The organism is Mycobacterium numidiamassiliense, assembly GCF_900157365.1.
Classification (GTDB): Bacteria; Actinomycetota; Actinomycetes; order Mycobacteriales; family Mycobacteriaceae; genus Mycobacterium; species Mycobacterium numidiamassiliense.
On the sequence record NZ_FUEZ01000003.1, the window covers coordinates 329,164 to 353,879 of the forward strand.

22 protein-coding genes are annotated in these 24,716 nt (G+C 64.3%); 9 read left to right on the plus strand and 13 right to left on the minus strand.

Features of this window, described 5'->3' with window-relative positions; all coding sequences use genetic code 11:
• Positions 1-8 precede the first annotated feature (8 nt).
• Positions 9-881 (minus strand): TIGR03619 family F420-dependent LLM class oxidoreductase, encoded by an 873-nt coding sequence (locus tag MNAB215_RS01315; protein WP_077077113.1) that lies wholly within the window; start codon positions 879-881, stop codon positions 9-11.
• A gap of 149 nt (positions 882-1,030) precedes the next feature.
• Between MNAB215_RS01315 and MNAB215_RS01320 the strand changes: the two genes are divergently transcribed.
• Positions 1,031-1,588, plus strand: coding sequence for a hemerythrin domain-containing protein (locus MNAB215_RS01320; RefSeq protein WP_425436415.1), 558 nt, complete (start codon positions 1,031-1,033; stop codon positions 1,586-1,588).
• Between the two features lie 27 nt (positions 1,589-1,615).
• Entirely contained in the window at positions 1,616-3,079 is a 1,464-nt protein-coding gene (locus MNAB215_RS01325; RefSeq protein ID WP_077077115.1) for a protein adenylyltransferase SelO, read from the plus strand.
• A 73-nt stretch (positions 3,080-3,152) separates the two neighbouring features.
• On the opposite strand, the gene MNAB215_RS01330 is transcribed toward MNAB215_RS01325, so the two are convergent.
• On the minus strand, positions 3,153-3,539 hold the full coding sequence (locus MNAB215_RS01330; protein WP_077077116.1) for a DUF4267 domain-containing protein: 387 nt from the start codon (positions 3,537-3,539) through the stop codon (positions 3,153-3,155).
• Positions 3,540-3,585: 46 nt separating this feature from the next.
• On the opposite strand from MNAB215_RS01330, the gene MNAB215_RS01335 reads away from it, so the two are divergent.
• Positions 3,586-4,209 (plus strand): DUF732 domain-containing protein, encoded by a 624-nt coding sequence (locus tag MNAB215_RS01335; protein WP_245830098.1) that lies wholly within the window; start codon positions 3,586-3,588, stop codon positions 4,207-4,209.
• Positions 4,210-4,218: 9 nt separating this feature from the next.
• Here MNAB215_RS01335 and MNAB215_RS01340 read toward each other — a convergent pair whose 3' ends face one another.
• The 3 genes from MNAB215_RS01340 to MNAB215_RS29360 all read right to left on the minus strand — a co-directional run bounded on the left by MNAB215_RS01340 (position 4,219) and on the right by MNAB215_RS29360 (position 6,855).
• Positions 4,219-6,234, minus strand: coding sequence for a glycoside hydrolase family 172 protein (locus MNAB215_RS01340; protein ID WP_077078327.1), 2,016 nt, complete (start codon positions 6,232-6,234; stop codon positions 4,219-4,221).
• A 127-nt stretch (positions 6,235-6,361) separates the two neighbouring features.
• A complete protein-coding gene (locus MNAB215_RS29590; protein ID WP_165691512.1) occupies positions 6,362-6,499 on the minus strand; it encodes a hypothetical protein in 138 nt (45 codons plus the stop codon).
• Positions 6,500-6,522: 23 nt separating this feature from the next.
• Positions 6,523-6,855, minus strand: a complete 333-nt coding sequence (locus MNAB215_RS29360) for a hypothetical protein (protein WP_077077117.1) — start codon at positions 6,853-6,855, stop codon at positions 6,523-6,525.
• A 230-nt stretch (positions 6,856-7,085) separates the two neighbouring features.
• On the opposite strand from MNAB215_RS29360, the gene MNAB215_RS01350 reads away from it, so the two are divergent.
• Positions 7,086-7,523, plus strand: a complete 438-nt coding sequence (locus MNAB215_RS01350) for a response regulator (RefSeq protein ID WP_077077118.1) — start codon at positions 7,086-7,088, stop codon at positions 7,521-7,523.
• 57 nt (positions 7,524-7,580) lie between these two features.
• Here the strand turns inward: MNAB215_RS01350 and ngg are convergent, their stop codons facing one another.
• The 3 genes from ngg to glnA form a co-directional block, all read right to left on the minus strand.
• Positions 7,581-9,380 (minus strand): N-acetylglutaminylglutamine synthetase, encoded by a 1,800-nt coding sequence (gene ngg / locus MNAB215_RS01355; protein ID WP_077077119.1) that lies wholly within the window; start codon positions 9,378-9,380, stop codon positions 7,581-7,583.
• Positions 9,377-11,182: an N-acetylglutaminylglutamine amidotransferase gene (locus MNAB215_RS01360; protein WP_077077120.1), complete on the minus strand. Its 1,806-nt coding sequence runs from the start codon at positions 11,180-11,182 to the stop codon at positions 9,377-9,379. Before MNAB215_RS01360 ends, ngg begins: the two co-directional genes overlap by 4 nt.
• 86 nt (positions 11,183-11,268) lie before the next feature.
• Positions 11,269-12,705 (minus strand): type I glutamate--ammonia ligase, encoded by a 1,437-nt coding sequence (gene glnA, locus MNAB215_RS01365; protein ID WP_077077121.1) that lies wholly within the window; start codon positions 12,703-12,705, stop codon positions 11,269-11,271.
• Between the two features lie 505 nt (positions 12,706-13,210).
• Here glnA and MNAB215_RS01370 point away from each other — a divergent pair.
• Positions 13,211-14,965, plus strand: coding sequence for an NAD-binding protein (locus MNAB215_RS01370; RefSeq protein ID WP_077078328.1), 1,755 nt, complete (start codon positions 13,211-13,213; stop codon positions 14,963-14,965).
• Between the two features lie 93 nt (positions 14,966-15,058).
• On the opposite strand, the gene mug is transcribed toward MNAB215_RS01370, so the two are convergent.
• A complete protein-coding gene (gene mug, locus MNAB215_RS01375) occupies positions 15,059-15,577 on the minus strand; it encodes a G/U mismatch-specific DNA glycosylase (protein ID WP_077077122.1) in 519 nt (172 codons plus the stop codon).
• A 207-nt stretch (positions 15,578-15,784) separates the two neighbouring features.
• The gene (locus MNAB215_RS01380) at positions 15,785-16,972 is read right to left on the minus strand and encodes an AI-2E family transporter (RefSeq protein ID WP_077077123.1); all 1,188 of its coding nucleotides are present in this window, start codon (positions 16,970-16,972) and stop codon (positions 15,785-15,787) included.
• A gap of 249 nt (positions 16,973-17,221) precedes the next feature.
• On the opposite strand from MNAB215_RS01380, the gene MNAB215_RS01385 reads away from it, so the two are divergent.
• The 3 genes from MNAB215_RS01385 (at position 17,222) to MNAB215_RS01395 (ending at position 21,492) form a co-directional block, all read left to right on the plus strand.
• The gene (locus MNAB215_RS01385; protein WP_077077124.1) at positions 17,222-19,333 is read left to right on the plus strand and encodes a catalase; all 2,112 of its coding nucleotides are present in this window, start codon (positions 17,222-17,224) and stop codon (positions 19,331-19,333) included.
• 85 nt (positions 19,334-19,418) lie between these two features.
• Positions 19,419-20,936, plus strand: coding sequence for an FAD-dependent oxidoreductase (locus MNAB215_RS01390; RefSeq protein WP_077077125.1), 1,518 nt, complete (start codon positions 19,419-19,421; stop codon positions 20,934-20,936).
• A gap of 106 nt (positions 20,937-21,042) precedes the next feature.
• Positions 21,043-21,492 (plus strand): SRPBCC family protein, encoded by a 450-nt coding sequence (locus MNAB215_RS01395; RefSeq protein WP_077077126.1) that lies wholly within the window; start codon positions 21,043-21,045, stop codon positions 21,490-21,492.
• Between the two features lie 30 nt (positions 21,493-21,522).
• On the opposite strand, the gene trhA is transcribed toward MNAB215_RS01395, so the two are convergent.
• Both trhA and MNAB215_RS01405 read right to left on the minus strand, forming a co-directional pair.
• Complete coding sequence (trhA, locus tag MNAB215_RS01400) at positions 21,523-22,269, minus strand: PAQR family membrane homeostasis protein TrhA (RefSeq protein ID WP_083745963.1); 747 nt, start codon at positions 22,267-22,269, stop codon at positions 21,523-21,525.
• A 220-nt stretch (positions 22,270-22,489) separates the two neighbouring features.
• Positions 22,490-23,191: a GAF and ANTAR domain-containing protein gene (locus MNAB215_RS01405; RefSeq protein ID WP_077077127.1), complete on the minus strand. Its 702-nt coding sequence runs from the start codon at positions 23,189-23,191 to the stop codon at positions 22,490-22,492.
• Positions 23,192-23,568: 377 nt separating this feature from the next.
• Between MNAB215_RS01405 and MNAB215_RS01410 the strand changes: the two genes are divergently transcribed.
• The gene (locus MNAB215_RS01410; RefSeq protein ID WP_077077128.1) at positions 23,569-23,967 is read left to right on the plus strand and encodes a heme-binding protein; all 399 of its coding nucleotides are present in this window, start codon (positions 23,569-23,571) and stop codon (positions 23,965-23,967) included.
• 104 nt (positions 23,968-24,071) lie between these two features.
• On the opposite strand, the gene MNAB215_RS01415 is transcribed toward MNAB215_RS01410, so the two are convergent.
• The gene (locus MNAB215_RS01415) at positions 24,072-24,668 is read right to left on the minus strand and encodes an HD domain-containing protein (RefSeq protein ID WP_077077129.1); all 597 of its coding nucleotides are present in this window, start codon (positions 24,666-24,668) and stop codon (positions 24,072-24,074) included.
• Positions 24,669-24,716 lie beyond the last annotated feature (48 nt).

Sequence of the window (24,716 nt, forward strand, 5' to 3'; positions counted from 1 at the left end):
CGGTGCCACTATCTGCGTCCTTTCAGCCACTGCACAGCCAACGCCGTAACCCATTCGCTCGCCGCCTCCGGGCTTCCCGGTGGGGATTCGACCAACACCAATTCGTCAACCCCCAATGCCGCGAGCTCATCAAAATCCTGTGCACGCGGACTTCGCAGCGCGACGGCCAGTCGCAGCTCACTGCGATCACGATTCAAACCGGTGCATAGCTCATCCAGCTTGCCAAGTCGCTCGCGCACCGCAGGAACGCCGTCCAGGTTGAAGCCGTACCAACCGTCGGCCCAGGTCGCCACCCGGCGCAGCGCCGCATCGCTGTTGCCCCCCAACACAATCGGGATGCGACGATCGCGGACCGGCTTGGGGTTGACCCGGATCGAGTCAAATCCGACGAACTCCCCCGCGAACGACGCAATGTCATCGCGCCACAGGGTGCGCATGGCTCTGGCGTATTCGGCGGTACGCGCGGCTCGATGCTCGAAAGGCACTGCGAGCGCGTCGAATTCCTCCCTGGACCATCCGACGCCGACTCCCAGTGTCAGCCGCCCGTCGCTCAACCGGTCCAGGCTCGCGGCCTGCTTGGCCACCACCACCGGATTGTGTTCGGGCAGCAACAACGCGCCGGTCGCCACACCGATCCGCGACGACGCGGCCGCGGCGAAGGCCAGCGCGATCATCGGGTCGAGCCAGTCGGCCCCGGCCGGCACGGCGATGGTGCCGTCGTCGGAATAGGGATAGCGCGAAGCGGAACGGTCCACCATGACGACGTGTTCGCCCGCCCAGAGGGTGGCGAAATCGCAGCGATCCGCCGCCGACGCGACAGCGTCGATCACCGCCCGGTCGGCGCCGGTACCGATGCCCAGCGCATGCAAGCCCAATCGCACCGGGAGATCGTCTCATGGCCACAAACGGCAGCTGATCAGCGCACTGACGCGTTTACCCGTGCCCGGCCTGGGTACCTCCCTGAAAACGGCGCACAGCCCATGCCCGTACCGATTGACGGCCCTAATCCGGAGGTATCGCCGTGACCGAGATGATTATCGAATCGCCTGACGAAGTCATCGCGTTCCTCAAGGCACAGCACAACCTGATCGAGGACATGTTCGACCAAGTGCTGCTGGCGTCGGACCCCGAAGCACGCGAGGAGCCGTTCGCGGCGTTGCGCCAACTGCTGGCCGTCCACGAGACGGCCGAGGAAATGCTGGTACATCCCCTGGCGCGGAGCAAGGCCGACGCCGGCGACGCAATCGTCGACGCACGCCTGAAGGAAGAACACGACGCCAAGGCGTTGCTGTCGGACATCGAGAAGCTCGACATCACCTCAGAGCAGTTCATCGACCAGCTCACCACGCTGCGAGAGGCGGTCCTCGACCACGCCGAGAGCGAGGAGATCGACGAATTCCCTTATCTGGAAAAGGGACTCGACATCAACGATCTCAAGCGGTTGGCCACAGCGGTGCGAGCCGCTCAGGCCATCGCGCCGACCCATCCGCATGCCGGGGTGGAATCGGCGAAACTGAACTTCGTGGTAGGGCCGTTCGCGTCGATGCTCGACCGAGCTCGCGACGCCATCCGCCACGTCACCGGCTAGCCGCCGAATCTCCGTACTCTGGAGGACGTGAGTGTCGCACCCGAGATCAGTGTCGTCCTAGACGACCGCTTCGCCCGCGAACTGCCCGAGATGGGTATCCCCTGGCAAGCTCGGACGCCTCCCGACCCGCGGCTGCTCGTCCTGAACGAAACGCTTGCCGCCGGGCTCGGCCTGGACTCGGATTGGCTGCGCAGCCCCAACGGACTGCGATTTCTGGTGGGCACTCTGGTGCCAGCCGGAGCGACCCCGGTGGCCCAGGCCTACGCCGGGCATCAGTTCGGCGGCCTCGTGCCCCGGTTGGGCGACGGGCGCGCGTTGCTGCTCGGCGAGCTCGTCGACGACCGGGGGTATATCCGCGACCTCCACCTCAAGGGATCGGGCCAGACTCCGTTCGCACGCGGCGGCGACGGCCTGGCCGGGGTGGGGGCGATGATGCGCGAATACCTCGTCAGCGAGGCGATGCACGCCCTGAGCGTTCCGACGACGCGCTCCTTGGCAGTGGTCAGTACCGGGCGCCCGATCCACCGGGAAACGCAGCTGCCCGGCGCTGTGCTCGTCCGCGTCGCCGGCAGTCACCTGCGGGTCGGGAGCTTCCAATTCGCCGCGCTGACCGGCGACGTCGACCTGATACGACGCCTCGCCGACCATGCGATCGCCCGCCACTACCCCAGCGCTGCGAAGGCCGAACGTCCCTACCTCGCGCTGTTCGAAGCGGTGGTCGCCGCTCAGGCATCCCTGATCGCCCGATGGATGCTGATCGGGTTCGTGCACGGCGTGATGAACACCGACAACATGACGATCTCCGGCGAAACCATCGACTACGGACCATGCGCTTTCATGGAGGCCTACGACCCCGACACCGTTTTCAGTTCGATCGACTCCTGGGGCCGATACGCCTACGGCAACCAGCCAGCCATCGCCGGGTGGAACCTGGCCCGGTTCGCCGAAACACTGCTCCCCTTGCTCGCCGACGACGTCGACGAGGGCATCGCGCTCGCAGAGGCGTCGTTCGGGGCTTTCGCAGCTGTGTACGACGCCACCTGGTCGTCCGGCATGCGCGCCAAGCTCGGGCTCCCCGCGGACCTGCACGGGGAGATCCTCACACCGTTGTTCGATGAGTTGCTGCGCTTGCTCAAGGAAAGCCACGTCGACTACACCTCGTTCTTCCGTCACCTCGGCGATGCGGCCCGAGGCGACGCCGAACCCGCGCGCGGTCTGTTCGCCGACCTCGCCGGCTTCGACACCTGGCTGTCGACCTGGCGAGCATTGGGCCCGGACGCCGCATCGATGGATCGCGCCAACCCGATCTACATTCCGCGCAACCACCTGGTCGAGGAGGCCCTGACCGCGGCGACGGCGGGCGATCTGACGCCGGTCGAACAGCTGCTGGACGCCGTCACCGCCCCGTACGACAAACGGCCCGGGTTCGAGCGCTACGCGCAGCCCGCACCTGAAGACTTCGGCAACTACCAAACATTCTGCGGCACTTGAGATTTAGCCCAGTTTGGCGATCTTAGCCCGCAAGGCATCAAGGCCACGAGAGCACTCGAAATACCGTGCGCCGCTAATCTGACGTCTCTTTAGTTGTGCGCCGCGCCGCGCCCCACAGCCCCACGCCGATGCCGACCACCGCACCACCCAGGCCGATGAGTTGTTGCGAGCGGCGCAGCTCACTGTGCACACTCAGCCCACCGAGCAGGTCGGCCGCATCGGCACCGCCGGACGCCAGGAACCAGCCGCGAGTGTTCTTGCCGCGCAGGGCTGCCCCAGCGAGCAGCCCACCGATCAAGGCGTCGCGATAGCCCATCGACCGCAACAACAACCGCGCGGTCGGCGTCGGCGGCTCCGGGTCGCCCCACAGCCGGTTCGCACCGAGAGGATCGGCAAGGAAATGAACGCCTGAGGCGAGTCGGATGCTGCCCGCGACGAGCGCGGCACGGTCGATCGGCATGGCCGCAGCCTAGGAGCTAATCCAGGCAATGGCTACCATGGCCCTCATGTCCGAGCCGGTCCAAGGTGGCGATGAGACCCTCGCGCAGGACATCGACAAGACCGCGGCTGTGCCCAATTCCATGCCCACCGATGCGGTTGATCTCGCCTGGTCCGGCAATGAGGACACCAGCACCAGGGGCGAGCCGGCCGCAACCAGGCAGTCCTGGCTCTCCACCTGGGGCAGGGCCGGCGCGCTGGTGGCGGCCGGTGTGGTGCTGGCAGGCGCGATCGTCCTAGCGAGTTGGATGTTCAGCGGCAACGACCAATCGGCGGGTAACGCCACGCCGACCGCGTCCAAGTCCGCGGCGCAGCCACCGGCCGCACTTCCGAAGCAAGGCGCGTCGACGACGAGTTCGGCTGCCCCGCCGTCCATCGCATCCACGCCGGATCAGGACAACAAGTATGTCCAGGCCCTCAACGACCGCGGCATCTCGTTCGCCAATCCCGAGGCCGCCATCTACAACGGCAAGATGGTATGTACGGACCTCGGGCGGGGTGTCTCGGTGCAGCAGATCGCCGACGCGTTTCGCGCTAGCAACCCCGCGCTCAGTGACAACGCCAATGCCTACGTGGCCATCTCTGTGCACTCGTATTGCCCGCAAAACAACGCCCTGGTCGCCGGGTTCTGAGGCGGGCGTTCATCGATCCGACAACGCCGTCACGCTGTCGACGTGATAGCGACTGGCGGTCCAAGGCGGGGAATCGGGTGTGGGTGTCAGCGTCACCGTGATGAGCGCTTTGCCGGCGGTCAGGGTCTCCGGCACGAGGTAGGTGTCGTCGAGCCAGCGATGAATGTTGTTGCTACGCGGTTGAAGCCAGGTCCGGGCCGGCACGCCGTCGATCGTCACATCGGCCGATTGATAGCCGGCCGCTTGATCAGAGGTGCGACGCAGCAGGACTCCGTGGTTGTCGGGGTCGACTTGGACGTGGAATGTGATCGCGGATGCGGTGGTACGGACCAGCCCGGCGATGGTGCGCAGGTCGTCGGTGCCCTCGTATTGGCTGATGAGCAGTTGGTCGGTGGCGGCGTCGTCCGTGTAGCCGTGGACCAGCCGGCTGACCGGATCGCTGGCGTTGATGTCGTCGCTGGAGGTAGCGGTGGCGTTCGGTTGCGTGTAGAGGAATGCCGTTGAGCTGTAATCGGGTTGGACCATGTTGCGTTTACCGTGCTCGATGCTGAAGCGGAGCGCGGAGTGGTAGTTGATGGACTCCGCAAGCGTCAGCCGATACAGCGCCACGCAGTAGTCGGCGCATCCGCCGGCGGCGACCCGTTGATCGGGATGGCCGTTCATCGGATCACTGAAACGGGTGCCGTCCTTGAAATACCAGCCGCCCTCGTAGAAGTCCTCGGTACCGGTGCCATACCACTGCGGCGACGCGGAACCGTCGGTGTAGCCGCGTTCAGCTCCTTCGAGAAAGTACGGGGCGCCGTCGCTGAACGCCGTTTTCGTCCGGGCACCTCGAACGGTGTGGCTGACGCCGACGAATTTTCCGTGGCCCCGTTCGTCGGCGAATGACCAATCCTGACCGGGAACGGTGGGGCCGGCGTGCGAGCGTGCGGTGAAGTATCCGGCGCGGCCGCCGGCCAGCGCGGGCGCCCATTGCGGGTCGGGGGTGGTCACGACGTCGCTGCCGATCCCCGAGACGGGATCGCCGGTCGCATTGACCAGCCAGACGCGGGCCGTGTCGGCGAAAGGCATTGGCCACCAGGCAGATAACGCGACAGATCCGTCGGGCTGCGGGCTCGTGGCAAACATCAGCGATCGCACACTTTCGGCGCCCAGCCCGGCGCCGAAGAACTCGCCAAGCGGCGAGTCGACCGTCGTCTGGCCGTCGAATTCGATCTGCAGCCGCAGCCCGGCCAGCTGTTGGTCCGCCGGTGCGGGCAGCTGCAGATGCAACGCCGAGATCATGCCGGGGCCAACGGATTCCGCGATCGCCGTCGCAGCGCCTGCGGGAACCTGGACGGTCCGATTATTATGCACCGCAGCGGGTTCCGCCGGTTTGGGATCGGCGGTGCCCCCGGCGCGCAGGGTCGCGATCACGTCGAGTGCGGGATCCGCGGGCGAAAAGGTGGCGACACCGTCGGCGGTGGAGAACTGACGATAGCCGACGTGGTAGTACTGCAGATTCGTCGCGATGCTGATCCGCATCGACTCTCGGTACGGCATAGGCACTTTGATGTAGACGCCCCCCGGCGATTGCGCCGCGTTCGCCACCAGCGGCCAGACGAATGGCGCCCCCAGCGCACCATCAACCACCGATTGCAGCCGCGCGTCGACCACCGTCTTGCCATCCAGCTCGATGCGAATTGCCCCGAGCGCACTGACATTTCCGCCATCGCGGGTGAACCAGATCGAATCGACTTCGCCCGCACCGCGATCCTCGGCGATGACGCAGCCGGCACCCCCGGACGCCAAGCACCCACCGCTGCCGTTCTGGTTACCTTGAGAGATGTCGTAATCACCGCCGCTGCGGTCAAAACTCGACACCTGCTCGGTCTGGATGCCTGAGCTCAGATACGGCAACCGATCCAGGCGGCGATAGTTGTCCCAACCTACCGTCTTTCCGCCGATAGCCCAGAGCAGCGGTTCGGCAGGCGTTCTGCCCGCGGCGTGAACGCCGGCCAACCCGAGCAGCACCAGCGCGAATATCGCAGACACCGCCCGCACAGCCACCGGCATAGCAACACAGGCTAAGGCTCCGGGCAGGTCAGCACACCGTCGACCCCGGGGATTTGGTCGAGTTGCGCCTAGTCTTGGCTTATCTAAGACTGGTGAATCAGCTTCCCAGGAAAGCAGGGGTCGCGTTGAAGTTCTTCTCGCGTCTGATTGGTCCCACGATCGTCATCTCGGTGACGGCGACCCTGATCGCGACCGCCGATGCGCCCTCCGCGGTGCCGCTGGCGTGCGGCGTCACCTGGACGATGGTGGGCGGAACAATTATGTTCGTGCCGGACTGCAGGGATGCACCGCCGCCCGGGAGAGTTCAGCCGAATCCACCGTGGTACCCGCCACCTCCGCCGGACGCGCCACCTCCGCCGGACGCGCCGCCGCCTGGCCCCGTTCCGCCGCCGGACGGCCCGCCGCCACCGCCTTAGCGGCGACGCGACGAGCGTCGGAATCCGCACGAGCGGCCGCAAAGGCTACCGCCGGCGGCCGAAACATCGACGAGGCGCCCCACATCACGATGAACAGCAGACCGCCGAACGCTTTCACAACGTCGAGCCCAGAAAAATATCCGATCAACGTGACAATGATTCCCGAAGCAATCACACCAACTTCTCCTTATTGCGCACCTGTCTAGTTGGCCGATCAAGGCTGAAATACCCCGCAGCCGAGGCTTCCAATCCAGATATCTCGAAAGGGGTCTCGTGGGCGGACGCGTGCCCCTACGGTTAGGGTTCGGGTTCTACGTCCAGCCACGTGCGTAGCTCGGCGGTGCTTAGTTGAGCAACCTCCGGAACCGCACTCTGTCGTCGAGCAGAAGGAGAGCTGCAGCAGTGATGGACGGGAAGACACCGATCGATGTCCTGCTAGTCGAGGATGACGCCGGCGACGAACTGATCGCGCGAGAAGCCTTCGAGCAGAACAAGATTCGCAACAGGCTCCATGTGGCTCACGACGGCCAGGAGGGTCTGGACTTCCTGTACCAGCGCGGCGAATTCGCCGATGCGCCAAGACCGGACCTCATCTTGTTGGATCTCAATCTGCCCAAGTACGACGGGCGCCAACTGCTCGAGCAGATCAAAAATGATTCCGAGCTGGGCTCGATTCCCGTCGTCGTCCTCACATCATCGGGGCTGGAAGAAGACATCCTGCACAGCTACTCGCTACACGCCAACGCCTACATCACCAAGCCCGTCAACCTCGATCAGTTCTTCAAGGCAATCCGCCAAATCGACAGCTTCTTCGTCGAAGTGGTCCGCTTGCCCCCACACTGACCCCAGAGCCGGTCTAAACGACGGGCAGTGGCGACTCAGGCGAGCACTGCTCCATCCCTAGCCTTCGGTCGAGCGCGGGGATTCCTCGGGGCTCCAGGCCGGTGGCTGGCCGGGTCGGCCAGGGAAGAGATAGTCGATGAAAGCCGTTGCCGTGGGTTGCGGCTCGTGGTTGGCCAGTCCCGGTCGCTCGTTGGCTTCGATGAAGGCGTAGTCGGTGCCGGCGACGTCGGGCACCAGAAGGTCGATACCGGTCACCGGGATACCGATCGCGTCGGCCGCCGTGACCGCGACCCGGCAAAGTTCTTGGCTCACTTGCGAAGTGACGTCGTTGATGGTTCCGCCCTGGTGCAGGTTGGCGGTGTGACGAACGCACAGCCGGGTTCCCTCCGGCAGCACGTCGTCCAGCGACCATCCGGCCTCGGCCACCGTCGCCTCGGTCAGGTCGTCGAGGGGAATGCGGGACTCACCACCCGTTGCCGCGGCACGTCGCCGGCTTGCGGCCGCGATCAATTCCCGGACGGTGTGATCGCCGGTGCCGATCACCTCTGGCGGCAGCCGAAGCGCGGCGGCAACCACCCGGCCATCGATCACCACCAAGCGCAGGTCGCTGCCGGGCATACGCTGCTCGATGAGCACCTCTGGATGTTGCTCTCGGGCACGAGCCAGAGCCGCGGCGAGCTCGTCGGGACCGCTGTCGGCGGTGATGCCGACGGTGATGCCTTTGCCCTGTTCTCCCCGCGTCGGTTTGACGACGACCTCGCCGACTTCGCGCAGGAAGTCGTAGTCGGCTTCGTCGAAGGTGGCCAAGCGGGCTCGAGGCACGGTGATGCCGGCCTCGGCGACGAGCCGGCGCGTCAGGCGCTTGTCGTCGCACCGGCACATGGCGATGGCGGAGGTGAACTCGGACAGCGATTCGCGGGTCAGCACGCTGCGACCGCCGTGGGACAGCCGCATCTCACCCGTCTCGGCGTCGAGGACCTCGACCCAGATTCCGCGGCGCAGCGCCTCATCGGCGATGATCCTTGCGTAGGGATTGAGGTCGTCGACCGTCTCCGGCGGCGAACTGAACAACGGCTCGTTGATCGCGTTCTTCCGTTTGATCGCAAGCACCGGAACACGGCGGAAGCCCAGCTTCTCGTAGAGGCCGATCGCGGCGGCGTTGTCGTGGGCGACGGACAGGTCCAGATAGGCGCGACCCAGGGTCCGAAAGTGCTCAGCCAGCGCCCGGGACAGCGCAACGCCGACGCCTGGCACGGCCGCGGCGGGGTCGACCGCTAGGGCCCAGAGGCTCGATCCGTGCTCCGGGTCGGAGAACAGCAACTCATGGTCGACGCCGGTCACGGTGCCGACCACGGCACCGTCCTCGTCGCGCACCGCAACCAGGTAGGTCACCGCCTCCGCGTGCAGATGGTTGTCCCAGATCGTCTCGAGCGGCGCCGGGACCATCCCGCAGCGCACATAGACGCGGTTCATGGCGTCCGCATCGCTCGGGTCTTCCAGCGTGCGCACCGTCACGCCGGCCGGCGGTGCGGCCGCGCCTTCGTCGGTTGACTCACTGGTGAAGCGCAGTCGATACGTGTGGCTGGGGTCGATGAACAGCTCGGTCGGCGCGCCGGCGATCACCACATGCGACTCGCGGGCATAGATGCAGATGTCGCGCCGTCCGGGCTCTTCCCCCCGCAGCACCTCGGCCAACGTGGCGGGATCGGCGAAGGTCTGCCCGAAAATGAGCCGACCCCAACCTAATTCGAGCTTCACATCCTTCGCCATCGCGTCCACCATGTGCGGCGGCGAGGCGTCATGCAGGCCGAGGGTGATCGCCTCGGGGTGGTCTTCTGCTGGGTCGATGGCGGTCATGCCGCTGGCCCTGCCACCCCATGCCGCTGTAGCCAAAGCTCGAGTAGCGCGATCTGCCAGAGTTCGTTGCCGCGCAACGGGGTTAGCCTGCCGTTGGGGTCGGCCAGCAGGGCATCGACAGCCCCGGAGTCGAACAACCCACGCTCTTTGGCGACCGGGGCATACAACGCGTCACGAACCATGTCGAGGTACGGCCCCTCGAGATGGGTCAGCGCCGGAACTGGGAAGTAGCCCTTGGGCCGATCGATGACCTCCGACGGAATCACCTGTCGCGCAGCCTGTTTGAGGACGCCCTTGCCGTCGTGCGCGATCTTGAGCTCCGGTGGGCAGGTCGCTGCCAGCTCGACCAACTCGTGGTCGAGGAACGGCACGCGCCCCTCCAGCCCCCAGGCCATCGTCATGTTGTCCACCCGCTTTACCGGGTCGTCCACCAACATCACCGTCGTATCGAGTCGCAGCGCACGGTCGATGCCGGTGTCGGCGTTGGCTTGCGCGAAGTGCTCGCTGACGAAACGCTCGCTGGGGTCACCCGGTGCGACGTTGCCTCGCGCCAACATCGCTTCGAGTCCTGCGACGTCACGGTCGAAGAAGGCGGCCCGGTATGCCGCGAGCGATCCGTCGATGCTGGCGGCGTCCGGCGAACCCATCGGGGGGTACCAGTGATAACCGGCGAACACCTCGTCGGCGCCCTGACCCGACTGCACCACCTTGACGTGCTTGGCCACTTCCTGGCTGAGCAGATAAAAGGCCACACAGTCATGGCTGACCATTGGCTCGCTCATCGCGCCGATCGCCCCGTCGAGCGCGGGCAGCATGCGGTCGGTTCCGATGCGGATCTGGTGATGATCGGTGCCGAACCGCTCGGCCACGATGTCCGAGTAGCGGAATTCGTCGCCCTGGACGCCACCGACGGACTCGAAGCCGATGGAGAAGGTCGACAGCCCGTGCTGGCCGGCCTCGGCGAGCAAGCCGACGATCAGGCTGGAGTCCACGCCGCCGGAGAGCAGGCAGCCGACCGGGACGTCGGCGACCAGGCGACGCTCGACCGCGGTGCGCAGCGAGGAAAGCACGGCGTCTTCCCAGTCTTGTTCGGACCAGTCGGCGCGGTCGTCGTGGCGGGTGAAGTCGGGTTCCCAGTAGGTCGTGGTGGTGCGCTGCCCGTCGGGTTCGAAGGCGATCAGCGACGCCGGCGGCACCTTGCGCACACCACGCAGGATCGTCAGCGGCGCCGGCACCACCGAGTGGAAGGTCATGTAGTGGTGCAGTGCGACCGGGTCGATGCGGGTGTCGACCCCGCCGCCCGCCAGCAAGGCCGGCAGCGTCGAGGCGAACCGGACCCGGTGGCTGTCCTCGGTCAGATACAGCGGCTTGATACCCAGTCGGTCCCGTCCGAGCAACACCCGGCCGCTGTCGCGCTCGGTGATGGCGAACGCGAACATGCCCTTGAGATGGCTGACGAAGTCGTCGCCCCAGCGGTGGTAGGCCTTGACCAGCACCTCACTGTCGCTATGCGAGAAAAACCGGTAACCGTGGTCCTCCAGCTCGCGGCGCAGTTGCTGGTAGTTGTAGATACATCCGTTCCAGGCGATCGCCAGGCCCAGGTCGGAGTCGACCATCGGCTGCGCCCCGGCTTCGGTCAGGTCAATGATCTTGAGGCGCCGATGACCCAGGGCAACCCGGCCTTGCGACCACACGCCCGCCCCGTCCGGCCCCCGCGGCGCCATGGCCTGAGCCATGGCCGATACCGCCGCCACATCGGGGGCTCGACCGTCGAGACGCACCTCGCCTGCGGCTCCACACACCTCGTTGACCCTACCTAGCCCCATCGCGACGCGCCGGACGCAGTCTTATCGCCGCGCGATCAGCAAATACCCGGGCCGGCCCGGCTTTACACGTCGTAGTAGAGGGCAAACTCGTACGGGGTGACTCGGAGGTTGAACGGCGCGATCTCGAAGTCGCGTTTGTAGTTGATCCAGGCTTGGATCAGGTCGGGGGTAAATACACCACCCTCGGTGAGGTATTCGCTGTCCTCCTCCAGGCGGTCGATGACCGCGGACAGCGACGTCGGAGCCTGCACGATCTCCGCGGCCTCTTCCGGCGGCAGTTCGTAGAGGTCCTTGTCGACCGGGGGAGGCGGCTCGATCTTGTTCTTGATGCCGTCCAGACCGGCCATCATCATGGCCGAGAACGCCAGGTACGGGTTGCCCGACGAATCGGGACTACGGAACTCCAGCCGCTTGGCCGCAGGATTGCTGCCGGTGATCGGGATACGCACGCAGGCTGAACGGTTGCGCTGGCTGTAGACCAGGTTGATCGGCGCTTCGTAGCCGGGGACCAGCCGCTTATAGGAGTTCACCGTGGGGTTGGTGAACGCCAGCAGCGATGGCGCGTGGTACAGCAAGCCGCCGATGTAGTGACGCGCGATGTCCGAAAGGCCGGCATACCCCTCCGCGTCGTACATCAGCGGAATGCCGTCCTTCCACAGCGACTGGTGACAGTGCATACCGGATCCGTTGTCGCCGAACAGCGGCTTGGGCATGAACGTGACGGTCTTGCCGTCCTGCCATGCGGTCTGCTTGACGATGTACTTGTACATCTGTAGGTCGTCGGCGGCGTGCAGCAGCGTGTTGAATTTGTAGTTGATCTCGGTCTGACCGCCGCTGCCCACTTCGCTGTGGCCCTTCTCCAGCAAAAAGCCGGCGTTGGTCAGGTTGGTGAGAATCCGGTCGCGCAGGTCGACGTAATGGTCGGTCGGGGCGACCGGAAAGTACCCACCCTTGGGCCGGACCTTGTAGCCGCGGTTGGGGCGACCGTCGGGCTCGAAATCTTCCCCGGTATTCCACCACCCGGATGTCGCGTCGACCTTATAGAACGAGCCGTTGATGGTCGTGTCGAACTTCACCGAGTCGAAGATGTAGAACTCGGCCTCTGGACCGAAGTAGGCGGTGTCCGCAATGCCAGAGCTGACCAGGTAGTTCTCCGCCTTGCGTGCCACGTTGCGCGGGTCGCGCGAATACAACTCGAGGGTGAACGGGTCGTGCACGAAGAAATTCACGTTCAGCGTCTTGGCTTGACGGAACGGGTCGATGGTCGCGGTCTCCGGGTCGGGAAGCAGCAACATGTCAGACTCGTGGATCGACTGGAAGCCGCGAATCGAGGAGCCGTCGAAAGCCAAGCCTTCCTCGAACACGGTCTGATCGAAGGCGTAAACCGGAATTGTGAAGTGCTGCATGACGCCTGGCAAATCACAGAAGCGGACGTCAACGTATTCGATGTCCTCATCCTTGACGAGTTTAAAGATATCGTCGGGCGAATTCTCGGACACAGGTCGCTCCTTTGCTGGGATACTGGCGGCGCCAGCAAACCATGCCGATCCCGCACCCGGGCCGACATCACTGACAACTCACGCTCGCCGCGCCACCACCACGCACGGCAGACCTCGCCAGTATCATCACATTTCACATGGGCATCAGCAGCGCGACGGTTTTTTCTACGCCTCAACTATTTCGTCCGCGTGACGGACTCAAGTCGAATCTGTTGCGCGCCATAAAGAGCGGCTTCGACGAGTTCGTTGTCCCCGACTCCGCTTGCGGCACATCGATGTTGACTTGCATAATCCGAGCCGCTCCGGTGGCGCAATCCGGCATAGTGGCCGATAGTCATATGAACCAGATGTGAACGAGTGCACACAGACGCCAGCCGACGTGGGAGTAGTCATGCCGCACAACGCAAAAACGACAGCCGAATAGTCAAGACGATGTCATCGATTCGCGATCGACGTTGTTGACGAGCGCAGGAAAGGGCTCGGTTCCCGCCACATGCGCGAGATCATGCATCGCGAGATCATCGTCAGCGGCGATGATGCTCTGACGAAGACGATCGCCGAGGAACTCAGGGGGGCCGGCGCGCGGATAATCCACATCAATACCGCCGCCGACCTCCTCGGCGCCGGGGTACACCGCGCGCGCGCCGTCGTCTGTGCCGGGCCCAACGACGCGGTTAATCTCGAAATTGCCTTACTGGCACGGCAATACAGCCCGGACGTGCGCGTGGTGGCGCGTCTGGGCAACGACGTGCTGCGTGAAGCGGTGGCCGTCGTTAACGGCCCCGGCGCGATACTGGACGTCGCCGACCTCGCGGCCCCTTCCCTCGTCGAGGCGGTACTGTCGCGCAACGCGCACCAGTTCGACTCGGCCGGAACCGAATTCGTTGTCTGGGGTGCCCCCGCGCCCTACGACGGAACGCTGCGCGAGATCTACGCCGACCTGGCCCCGGTGGCAGTGGTGCATGGCAAAAAGTCACCTAACCCCGGGGAGGTGGTGGCGTGTCCGGGACGTGATCTGAAGGTCTACGCCGGCGACTTCACCTCGATGATCGGGGTGAAGGACGAATTGGAGGCCCGTGGGATCAAGGTGCCGCCCCGGACAGCCACGCGCTCCAGTCAGTCGCGGGTGCGGCGCGCCATCGATGCCTTGCGCGCCATGCGTGACGACGTGAATCCGATGCTCCTTCCCTCGTTGGCCCTGGCGGCGTTCCTCACGATCGGCTCGGCAACCGTGGTGCGCTTCGCCTACCAGAATCCGCCGATGTCGTGGCTCGACGCCTTGTACTTCACCTCCGAGACGATCACGACCGTCGGGTTCGGCGAAACCCCCTTCGGCCAACAGTCCACATTCCTGCGACTGTTCGTCATCGGGTTGATGTTCACCGGCGTGATCATCACCGCGCTCGTGGTCGCGTTCCTTGCGGACCTGCTGCTGTCGCGCCGATTCGTGCAAACGGCCGGACTCCGACGGGCACGCCGTATGCGAGGGCACGTGGTCGTCATCGGACTGGGTTCAGTCGGCATGCGCGTGATAAGTGACCTGGCCGCCCACGGATACGACGTCGTGGTCATCGAGGACGACGAGAACAACCGCTACCTGCCGACCGTGGCCGAACTCGACGTGCCGGTAGTTTTCGGAGACTCGACAATGCGCCAGACCCTGGAATCGGCGCGCGTCGACTCCGCCCGCGGCATTGCGGTGGTGACCGACAACGACATGGAGAACATCGAGACCGGCATCGTGCTGCTCGAGCTCCTGGGATCCGACACGAAGACGCCGATCGTCATGCGCGTGCAGGGCCGCGCTTTGGGGACTGCGATCCACCAGCGGTTCGGTTTCGAAAACGTCCGGTCGATCGTCGACCTGGCGGCCCCCTGGTTCATCGGCGCCGCAATGGGTTTGCAAGTGCTGGGGACGTTTTGGGTTGGGCAGCGCTCCTTCATGGTCGGCGCCATGCTCGTCGCGGCGGGCAGCGAGCTGGATGGGCGGCGCATGGTGGACTTGACCACCCAAACCCGCGTCATCGCGGTCACGCGACCGGAAGGGCCGGTCAGCCTCAGGCCCCGGCGCAACTCCCAATTGCAAGCAGGCGACACCGTCTACCTGATCGGGCCGTACCGCGAGCTGATCGCGACGCTGCGCAAGGGTCAGCCCCCACCGCTGACCGCGATCAACGGTGGGCGTTCCGCCGCATTGGCGGCGGCGCGGTCGCCACTGCGGCGCCTGCCGCGATGGGCGCAGGAAGAAACCGAAGTCTGACGATCGCCGCACACGCACACGTGCGCGCCGTCCTGCCGCCAGTGACACGGCAGCCATGGGACGGCGCCGAGCGAACCCTCGTTCACGTACGCCCTACCGTTTGCGGTCGGTCAAAGCCAATCGCAACTGGGAGTACGCGCTGACCAGCGCGTCCCGCGTGAAGCTTCTGTTGAGACCGCTCGGGTTGGGAAGCACCCATGCTTCGGTTCCGGCGAATGCGAATGGCTGTGGGCCCCAATCTATGTGGTGACTGCTGGTCATCGCCGAGAGGGCAAGCTTGCCGAGGAAGGCCGTCGCCTGAGGACGATACTTAAGAATTTTTGCTTCGAAGCTTGGTCGCGCTCTCCGAAACTCTTGGGCCGTGATCTCGCGTGCCTGGCGAGTAGGCCGCGCCACCACCGCGGTGATTCCACAGCCAAATTGCAACAGCTGCTGTTCGTCTTCAGGTCGCAATTGCCTGTCGGTGAAGCCGGCGAGGTGCAGCACCGACCAGAATCGGTTGTTGCGGTGCGAGAAATTGTGCCCGTCGGCAGCGGCGGTGACCGCCGGATTGATGCCGCAGAAGATGACGTCCAGCCCCTCGGCGAGGATGTCGGGCGTGTATCCGGTCACGGTCTCTCAAAAAATGTAATCGGTTGTCATAACGCCTCGCGTCGAGGCTATCAGGTCGGTCGAAGACTAGTTTTCCGCGCTTCTGCCGACGCGTTACCCACCGCATCTCCGAGCGCCGAGCGCTGAAAATGGTTGCCGCACAAGACCTGGCCGCATCGTAGCCAGAGTCGGCGACTGGCCGACGACCATTCACGGTGGCTGCTGCCCCTACAGCTTGTCGAGTCGAGGGAAGAGGATTTCCTGAGCCAGGAGCTGTAGAGCCGCTGCGATCGGGATGGCAACGAGAGCTCCGACAATCCCCAACAGCGTGCCGCCGATCAAGGCGGCCACTACGGTAATGAGTGCCGACACCTGCACCGCTCGCCCGATGATCTTTGGCACCAAGAGGTAGTCCTCGGCAAGCCGGAAAATCACGAAGAACGCGGCCGTCCCAACACATACCGGAAGCGACACGGTGAGCGCGACGGCGGCGACGACAACACCGGCGATGGTCGACCCGACGACGGGGATCAAGTCGAAGACAGCCACGAAGATACCCAGCAGCAGCGGGTACGGAACTGAGAAGGCCATCAGCCAAATGAAGGTGGCAATCCCGGCGATGATCGAGATCAATACGTTGCCAAGGACGTAGGCGCCCACCTTCGCGAAGACCTCATCGCCGATGAGGATGGCGCGGGGCCGCCGGCTGTGCGGCACCAGCCGGTACAGCGTCGTGCGGATGCGGGGCATGTCCACCAGGAAGTACACCGTCAACACCGCGACTACGAGAATGTCGGCAATCGCTTCGAAGACGGCGGTTCCCGCACTGACCAGGTCGTTGAGGATGGACCCGCCCGAGCCGTTGACGGCGTCGGTAATCCGCTGCTGCAGATGGAAGCGATCGTTGACTCTGCCGACCGCCGAGGAGTGGTCTTGGGCCTGCTGAATATAGTGCGGCGCTTCGTGTATCAGCTCACCGGCCTGTTGGGCGAGCGGGGGGATTGCCGCACCAACGAAGGCGCCCAACAGCGCGAGAAAGATGGTGAACACCAGCGTGGTCGCCGCCCACCGCGGCAGATTGTGGTTGACAAACCAGGAGGCGGCCGGCTCAAGACCCAGCGCGAGAAAGAATGCCACGCCGATCAGGACGAGTATCGAGGACATGGATTCCAGGACATGCACCGCCCCGTAGGTAACCGCGACACCGGCCGCCGCTGCCATTCCGACGAAAAACGGGGATCGCCGATCGAAGCGGCGCCCCAGCTGACCGAGGGGCTGTTCATCGGAGCTCATTTCGGCGGCGATGGTTTCCGCCTCGGCGACCGGGCCCTCGAGTTGGTGAGGTTGAGCGACCAGATCGCGCTCCACCTCCGCGTCTTGCCCCTCAGTGATGAGGTCGTTCTTAACTCCGGTCATCTGACGCCTCTGCCAATCGGTCGACGGAATGGGTTCCGTAATCGCGGAGTACCCGTTTCCCGAGCTGCGAACAGAATCCGCGAATCCGACTAATCGAGCCGCGGCAGGCAGGCCCGTGAGGCTGAGTCGCGTCCCCTGGTTGCGTTCCCAATTTCCGGGTAGTCACCAATCGACGCAGAAATTTTCGGATGTCCGACAGCGCGGCTACCGATTCTCTCCTTTCCAACGCCCACTTCACTTGGAGAACGTATGCCTGCCCCACGTAAACCCGACCAGTCCAGTCCCAAGCTCACCAGCCCGACCGGTGTCACTAACGGCCAGACGCCTGATATCGATCCGCGGTCCCAGTCCGGTAAGTACCTGACCACCGCGCAGGGCTTGCGGCTGCCCGATACCGATCACTCCCTCAAGGCCGGGGACCGCGGTCCGACTCTGTTAGAGGACTTTCATCTGCGGGAGAAGATCACACACTTCGATCACGAGCGCATCCCGGAGCGCGTCGTGCACGCCCGCGGTGCGGCGGCACACGGTGTGTTCGAGTCCTATGGCACCGCGAAGTCGGTCACCAAAGCCGGATTCCTCGGCAAGAAGGGCACGAAAACCGATGTCTTTACCCGCTTTTCAACCGTGCTAGGTTCGCGCGGTTCGGCCGACACGGTCCGTGACACCCGAGGGTTTGCGGTGAAGTTCTACACCGAGGAAGGCACCTTCGATCTCGTAGGCAATAACATGCCCGTTTTCTTCATCCAGGACGGCATCAAGTTTCCCGACATCATCCACGCCGCCAAGCCGCAACCGGATCGCGAAATCCCACAGGCACAATCCGCGCATGACACGTTCTGGGACTTCGTGTCGCTGCATACCGAGGCCACTCACCACGTGTTGTGGAACATGAGCGATCGGGGCATCCCACGGTCTTACCGGACCATGGAAGGGTTCGGAGTACATACCTTCCGGCTCGTCAATGCCGCCGGCAAAACCAGCCTGGTGAAGTTCCACTGGAAGCCGGTCGCCGGAGTGCATTCCTTGGTGTGGGAAGAGGCGCAGATCGCCGCCGGGTGCGACCCAGACTTTCACCGCCGCGACATGGCCGACGGCATCGAGGCTGGCGCCTTCCTCGAGTATGAACTCGGCATCCAGGTGCTGCCCGATGATGGCAGCGATGCCTTCGAAGGCATCGACCTGCTCGACCCGACCAAATTGGTCCCCGAGGAGCTGGCCCAAGTGCAGCTGATCGGAAAGATGACGCTAAATCGCAACCCCACCAACTACTTTGCCGAAACCGAACAAGTCGCCTTCCACACCGGCAACCTGGTGCCGGGTATCGAACCCACCAACGACCCCCTCATGCAAGCCCGGTTGTTCTCCTATCTGGACACCCAGATCACCCGGCTCGGCGGCCCGAACTTTGCGCAGCTGCCGATAAACCGGCCACACTGCCCGGTCAATGACATGCTGCGCGACGGGATGCATCAGACCGCCATCCACACGGGCACCGCCGCCTACCACCCCAACAGCATCGACGATGACGAGCCACTGCTGGCCGGCGAGAAGGACGGCGGCTATGTGCAAACGCCGCGGGTGATCGACGGCCCCGCGACGCGAGCCCAACCGGCCTCCTTCGACGACCACTTCTCCCAGGCGACGATGTTCTACCGCAGCCTGAGCCCGATCGAACAAGCCCACGTGGTGGAGGCTTTCACCTTCGAACTAGGCAAGGTCTACGAGCAGGACATCAAAAAGCGCGAATTGCGGGTTCTGGCCAATGTCGACACCGATCTGTGCGAGCAGGTGGCCGCGGGCCTGGGTTTGGCGGCTCCGAAAGGCAAGCCCGCCGAGCACGTCATGATTTCGCCGGCACTTGTGCAGATCTTGGCCGAGCCGGGACGAATCGATGGACGCAAGATCGGCATCATCGCCGACACGGGCTCCGACCTCGCCGGGGTGTCGAAGCTGGTGAAATCGGTCGCCGGGCTTGGCGTCACCGCACTGGTGATCGCCCCGTGCGGCGGCGTTTTGAAGGCTGGTCGCCGCAGCGTCACGGTGGACCGGACGCTACTGACGGCGCGGTCGATCGAGTTCGACGCGCTCGTCGTAGCCGATGGGACGGCAGCGACCACCGATATCAAGCTGGTTGTTTTGCTCCAGGAAGCGTTCCGGCACTGCAAGGTCATCGCCGCGTGGGGCGATGGTGTCGCAATCCTGGACTCGGCGGGCATCACCGTCGCGGATCCGGGGATCGAGACCGCCGATACGGTGGACACCGTATTTACCGCCGCGTTGGCAGCCGGGTTGGGATTGCATCGGGTGTGGGATCGAGCCGCTCTCGTGATGGCCTCGGCTGTACCTCCCGCAGGCTGATGGTTTTGTCGCCGTTATCGGCAGCGCCGTCACGCATCCAAGAGAGCAGTCGTTTCCCGAACGCACCGAGGGGTATCAGCCAACAATGACGTCCTTATGGCTTACCGAACGAGTCGAAAAGCCCTGGGCTGCAAGCCAGCTCGACGACAGCGCCCGGTCCGCCGATGCCGTCGTCGTGGGTGCGGGCATCACTGGGCTGATGACCGCGGTGCTGCTGGCGCGTGCCGGTAGAGACGTGCTGGTGTTGGAAGCACGCACGGTGGGTGCCTGCGCCACTGGAAATACCACTGCCAAGATCAGCTTGCTGCAGGGCAGCCATCTGTCGAAGATCCTGTCCAAGCACGGCAACGGCGTGGCCCGCGCGTACGTGGACGGCAACCATGAAGGTCAGAGTTGGATTCTCGACCACTGCGAGGCGCGCGGCGTCGCAGTGCAGCGCGAGGATGCCTATACTTACGCTCAGTCCGCCAAAGGCATCGCGTCCGCGCGGGCCGAACTAAAAGCGTGCCAGGCGGTCGGTCTGCCCGCGGAGTGGGAAGACGATGCCAAAGTGCCGTTCCCGTATCACGGTGGCGTGCGGCTCGCCGACCAGGCGCAGTTCGATCCGATGTCGTTCCTTGACGCGTTGGCTCTCGAATTAATTGGCCGCGGTGGACGATTAGTGGAACACACTCGGGTGCGACGGGTATCCGGCCACGGAAACCGCCTACGCATCCAAGTCAACGATGCCGCACAGCAAGAAGTCCAGATCGAGGCCGCGCAGTTGGTGCTCGCCACTGGGATTCCGATACTGGACCGCGGCGGCTTTTTCGCGCGCGTAAAGCCCAGCCGGTCTTACTGTTTCGCGTTCAAGGTCCCAGGCGATATCACCCGGCCGATGATGATTTCCACCGACTCCCCCACGCGTTCAGTGCGTTACGCGCCGGTCCAGGATGGAGAGCGGCTGATCGTGGGCGGGGCGGGCCACACCGTTGGTCGCGAAAAGAGACCCTCCGAAGCGCTGGAGGAATTGTTGTCGTGGGCGCGTATTCATTACCCGGGCGCCGTGCAGACTCATTTTTGGTCGGCACAGGACTACACACCGATCGATGATTTGCCCTATGTAGGTCCCATCTTGCCGAGTAATGACTCCATCTTCGTCGCAACGGGTTTCAACAAATGGGGTATGACCAACGGCGCGGCCGCAGCACTGGCGCTGTCGAGCCGGATACTGGGCGGCCGGATGGACTGGTCCAGTGCATTCGATAGCTGGAGCCCACACGAACTGTCGGGGCTGCGAACCGCGCTGCGTTCCAACATCGAGGTCGGCTTTAACTTGGCCAAGGGCTGGGTTACCCCGGCGGCACGCACGAGCCGTCGTAGTCTCAACCAGGACGAGAGCGGCGTGGTGAGCGGACCGCCCTGGCATCTGGAAGCAAGATCGCGGGTCGATGGCACGGAGCATCGTGTCTCGCCGGTGTGCCCCCATCTCGGGGGGATCGTGAATTGGAACGACGCCGATCTGTCGTGGGAGTGCCCGCTGCACGGTTCGCGGTTCGCGCCGGACGGCACGCTGCTGGAAGGACCGGCCACCCGCGATTTGACCGCGCATTCGTGCTCGTAAATATTGTTGTGCGTGAGGCACTTTCGCGATAGTCCCAGCGACGCTTACCCCTCACCGCATCGGCACCGCGAGCCGCAGACACGTCTGCGAAAGGAAGGACATATCCATGACCGTGACCCGAGACATCGCCGCCAGCCGGCAACGCGTATGGGACGTACTGGCCAACGGCTGGACATACTCAGGCTGGGTGGTGGGCAACAGCCGAATCCGCGCAGTGGATTCGAACTGGCCCGCGCCAGGCACCCGCATTCTGCACTCCATCGGCACCTGGCCGGCGGTGATCGACGACGAGACGGTGGTAGAACACAGCATCCCCGGTGAGGAGCTGGTTCTAATGGCAAAAATCCGGCCAGCAGCACAGGCTCGAATTACGTTGCGGCTGAGCGACCTTCCCGACGGCGGATGCCGCGTCGCGATGACCGAGATTGTGGTGAGCCGCCCTCTGCGCTGGGTACCCGACAGCGTGCAGTTGCTCGGCGTGGCTCCCCGAAACCGCGAATGCATGTGGCGCTTAGGCAAGATCGCCGAACAGCAAGTCCCCGACGCGATCGAATAGTGCTGGCAGCGCCAACGAATTTCCACCTGGCTAGCCGGAGAAGACGACGAACCAGATGGCGATGTAGTGACAAAGTGCCGCGACCGCGGTGCAAGCGTGGAATATCTCGTGATAGCCGAATGTCTTCGGCCACGGGTCGGGCCAACGCAGGGCGTAAAACACCGCGCCGACGCTGTAGAGCACGCCGCCCACGACGAGCAGTATGGTCGGCGCCCAGCCGGCGTGGTGCACAATCGTCTTGCCGAACCAGACGGCCACCCAGCCCAGCAACAGATAGAGCGGCACGCCGACCCAGCGCGGCGCCGTCGGCCAAAACAGCGTCAACGCAATCCCAGCCGCCGCGCCGGCCCACACGATCTCCATCACCACATACGCCGTCGTGTGCGATAAGCCCAGCCTGGCGATCGGTGTGTAGCTGCCGGCGATGAGTAGGAAGATCATCGCGTGATCGAGCCGCCTCATCCATTGCCTGGCGGTCGCCGACTTCCAGTCGACGCGATGGTAAACAGCACTGACCGTGAACATCGCTATCACCGTCAGGGCGTACGTCAGCGTCGAGTGCCCGGCCCGTTTGGATGCCTCTGCCCAAGAAACGGCGACCAGTGCCGTACCCGCAATGGCAGCCACGACGGCGCAGTATTGGTGGATCCATCCGCGTAGCCGTGGCTTCACGAGACTAGGCGCGGCGCCCTGGGCACGGGTGTCGCTCAGCTCGCCGATAACCGCGGTCGCGCCCGTAGATTCGGGTTGCGCCGCGGCAGCGGTGTGGTGAGTCACTATTCCCCCTTAAGGCCAGCAATCCGCATCCCCACTGACATCGTTGCGCGGCAGGCTATGGAACCGCTGTGTCGAACCTATGAATCACTGGCCCAGTTGTTCACGTCGCCTCAGCGCGAGGTCGCCGAAACGTTCGGCCGAGGCGGTTGTCGCGGCAACGTGCGTCGCTGTCGGGTCTTACGTGGGGACAGTTGATGAACCACCTGCGCCGCTGAAGTTTTCAGTTGCTGTCGCCGCAGGTTTCGATAACGCGTTGGGCAACGCCGGCGAGCTTAGTTTGACTCTCTTGGGACAGCGACCGCAGCATCTCGAAGGCGCGCACATCATCGACGCCGTAGCGTTCCATGATGATGCCTTTGGCTTGACCAATCCGGTCTCTGGTCGATAACGCCGCTTGCATCTGCTCGCCGTGGCGCCTTGCCAAAATCGCTGCAGCACCATGGGCGGCAAGAACTGCGCCAGTGGTCTCGGCATCGGTGTCCCAGACGCCAGCGCTGAATGAAAACAAGTTCAGCGCGCCCGCCGTGCGGTCTGCGGTGTACAGCTTGAAAGACAGGCCACTGAGCACGCCGAGCTTCACAGCCGCAGGTGCATACCGTGGCCAGCGCGACTCCGTACGGAGATCGTCACTCCGCACAACCGTTTCCTGAAGAGCGGCCTCGGCGCAGGGTCCTTCCCCGAAGTCGTGCTGCAGCTTGTCGAGCTCTGAAGCCAAGCCTGAGGTATCTGCCAAGGACTCAAAATCTCCGCCCTTTTTCACAAGCAGAATTCCCGAAACGTCGGCGCCTGGTATGAGCTCCACCGCCGTCGCGGTCACGTCGTTGAGTATTTGCTCGAGAGTGCGAGGCGCGGCAATCATGCGTGCGAGCTCAGCCATGCGCACAGCAAGGTCGTGCCTGAGGGCCGGGTTGGAAGGGTCCATGCGATCCGATTACCCAGGATTCAGCCGGCAACGCGACTAATCATCGGAAACCAGTCGACGGAAGCAGATGGCCACAGGCTTCCGTCGCGCCATCGACTCGTGCCGTTAGCAGGTCACGGATTCATCACGATCGCGTTCACGATTTCTTAAGAGGAGCTTCGTCTTCCTAAGAATTCTCAGCAAATGTCGGACTTTTTTTGTTGTCCGCGTTACACATGGCCCCGCTGTGGTGGAAGTTGCTCGCGCCCAAGTGGCGATGCCAGGTTCGCGTTCGTTGCGGGAGAACGCCACCGTCTCTTCTTTCCGCTACGTTGGATTCTGGGACGAGCAGTGTTCCCGGCAATCAGTCCAGATCAATTCGAAGGACAACGCTAATCATGAAAATCAGCAGTATCGTCGCGCGCCGGCAGATAGTCGGAATCAGCGCCGGGTGTCTGCTCGGGGGAATGGCGATGGGGATCGCCGCTGCGCCGTTGGCGGCGGCAGCACCTGACTGCAGTCCCGCCGGGGTGAACACCACTGTTTCCTCGGTGACCGGCTCGGCAGAGCAGTACCTCGCGGGGCATCCCGATGCCAACCAGGTGGTCATGGCCGCCTATGGCCAGCCTGCTCCGCAGGCCGCGTCCAGCCTGCGCGGCTACTTCACCGCGCATCCGAACGAGTACTACGACCTGCGCGGCATTCTGGCGCCGATCGGCGACACCGAACGCCAATGCAACGTGGCCGCACTGCCACCGAATCTGGAATCCGCTTACCACCAGTTCATGGCCGGCTGATTCTGCCCGAAGCGACCCGCCACGGCGCCGTGGCGGGTCGTTACGTTGTAGTACAACGTATTTCGTCACACGGCCTGAAAGGCGTGCCGGCCACAAACAAGGCCTCAGCGGTCGATGCCTTCATGACCGGAGCGGACCAGCGCGTTGCGGGGAAGCAGGAAGCCAGGCAGCTGGAACTTGCGGACCGCCCGTAGCGCCCCCGATGGGACCACCCGCTTGAAGAAAACGCTGGCGTCAAAAGCAGCGCGCACTTCCGTCACGTAGGACCTCGGGATACCGAATCGGATCCGACCCTGGCTGACGTCGACGAGGTCGGCCCGCCGAAAGGCCTCCACCAGCGGTGCGTGTGCTCGGGTCTGCCGGTATCTGGAGAGCCGATGATGCTCGGCGACCATCAACGCCAGCTCGTCGGACCAGTTCTCCCGGCCGGTCTCCTGCAGCCAGGCGTCCTGCGCCTCGATCGAAGGCACCAGGTAGTCCAGCGTGTCGAACGCCGCCAGGTCATGAAACGCTGCGGCAATCGCGAGCTTGTCGTCGCGTTGAGGTCCGTCTGGAGCCAGGGCGCGAGCGAAATTCACGACGCGGTACGCGTGCGCTTTGTAGGCGTCGTAGCCCTCATCGTCACCGTGACAGTGCTGGCGGTGAGACCCGAGGATCTCGTCGACCAAGGGCAAGCTGCGGAGTATCTCCGGCGGAATCACAGCATGAGCGTACGTCCGGGGCCGCTTCACATCCCGGGACTGTTTGGT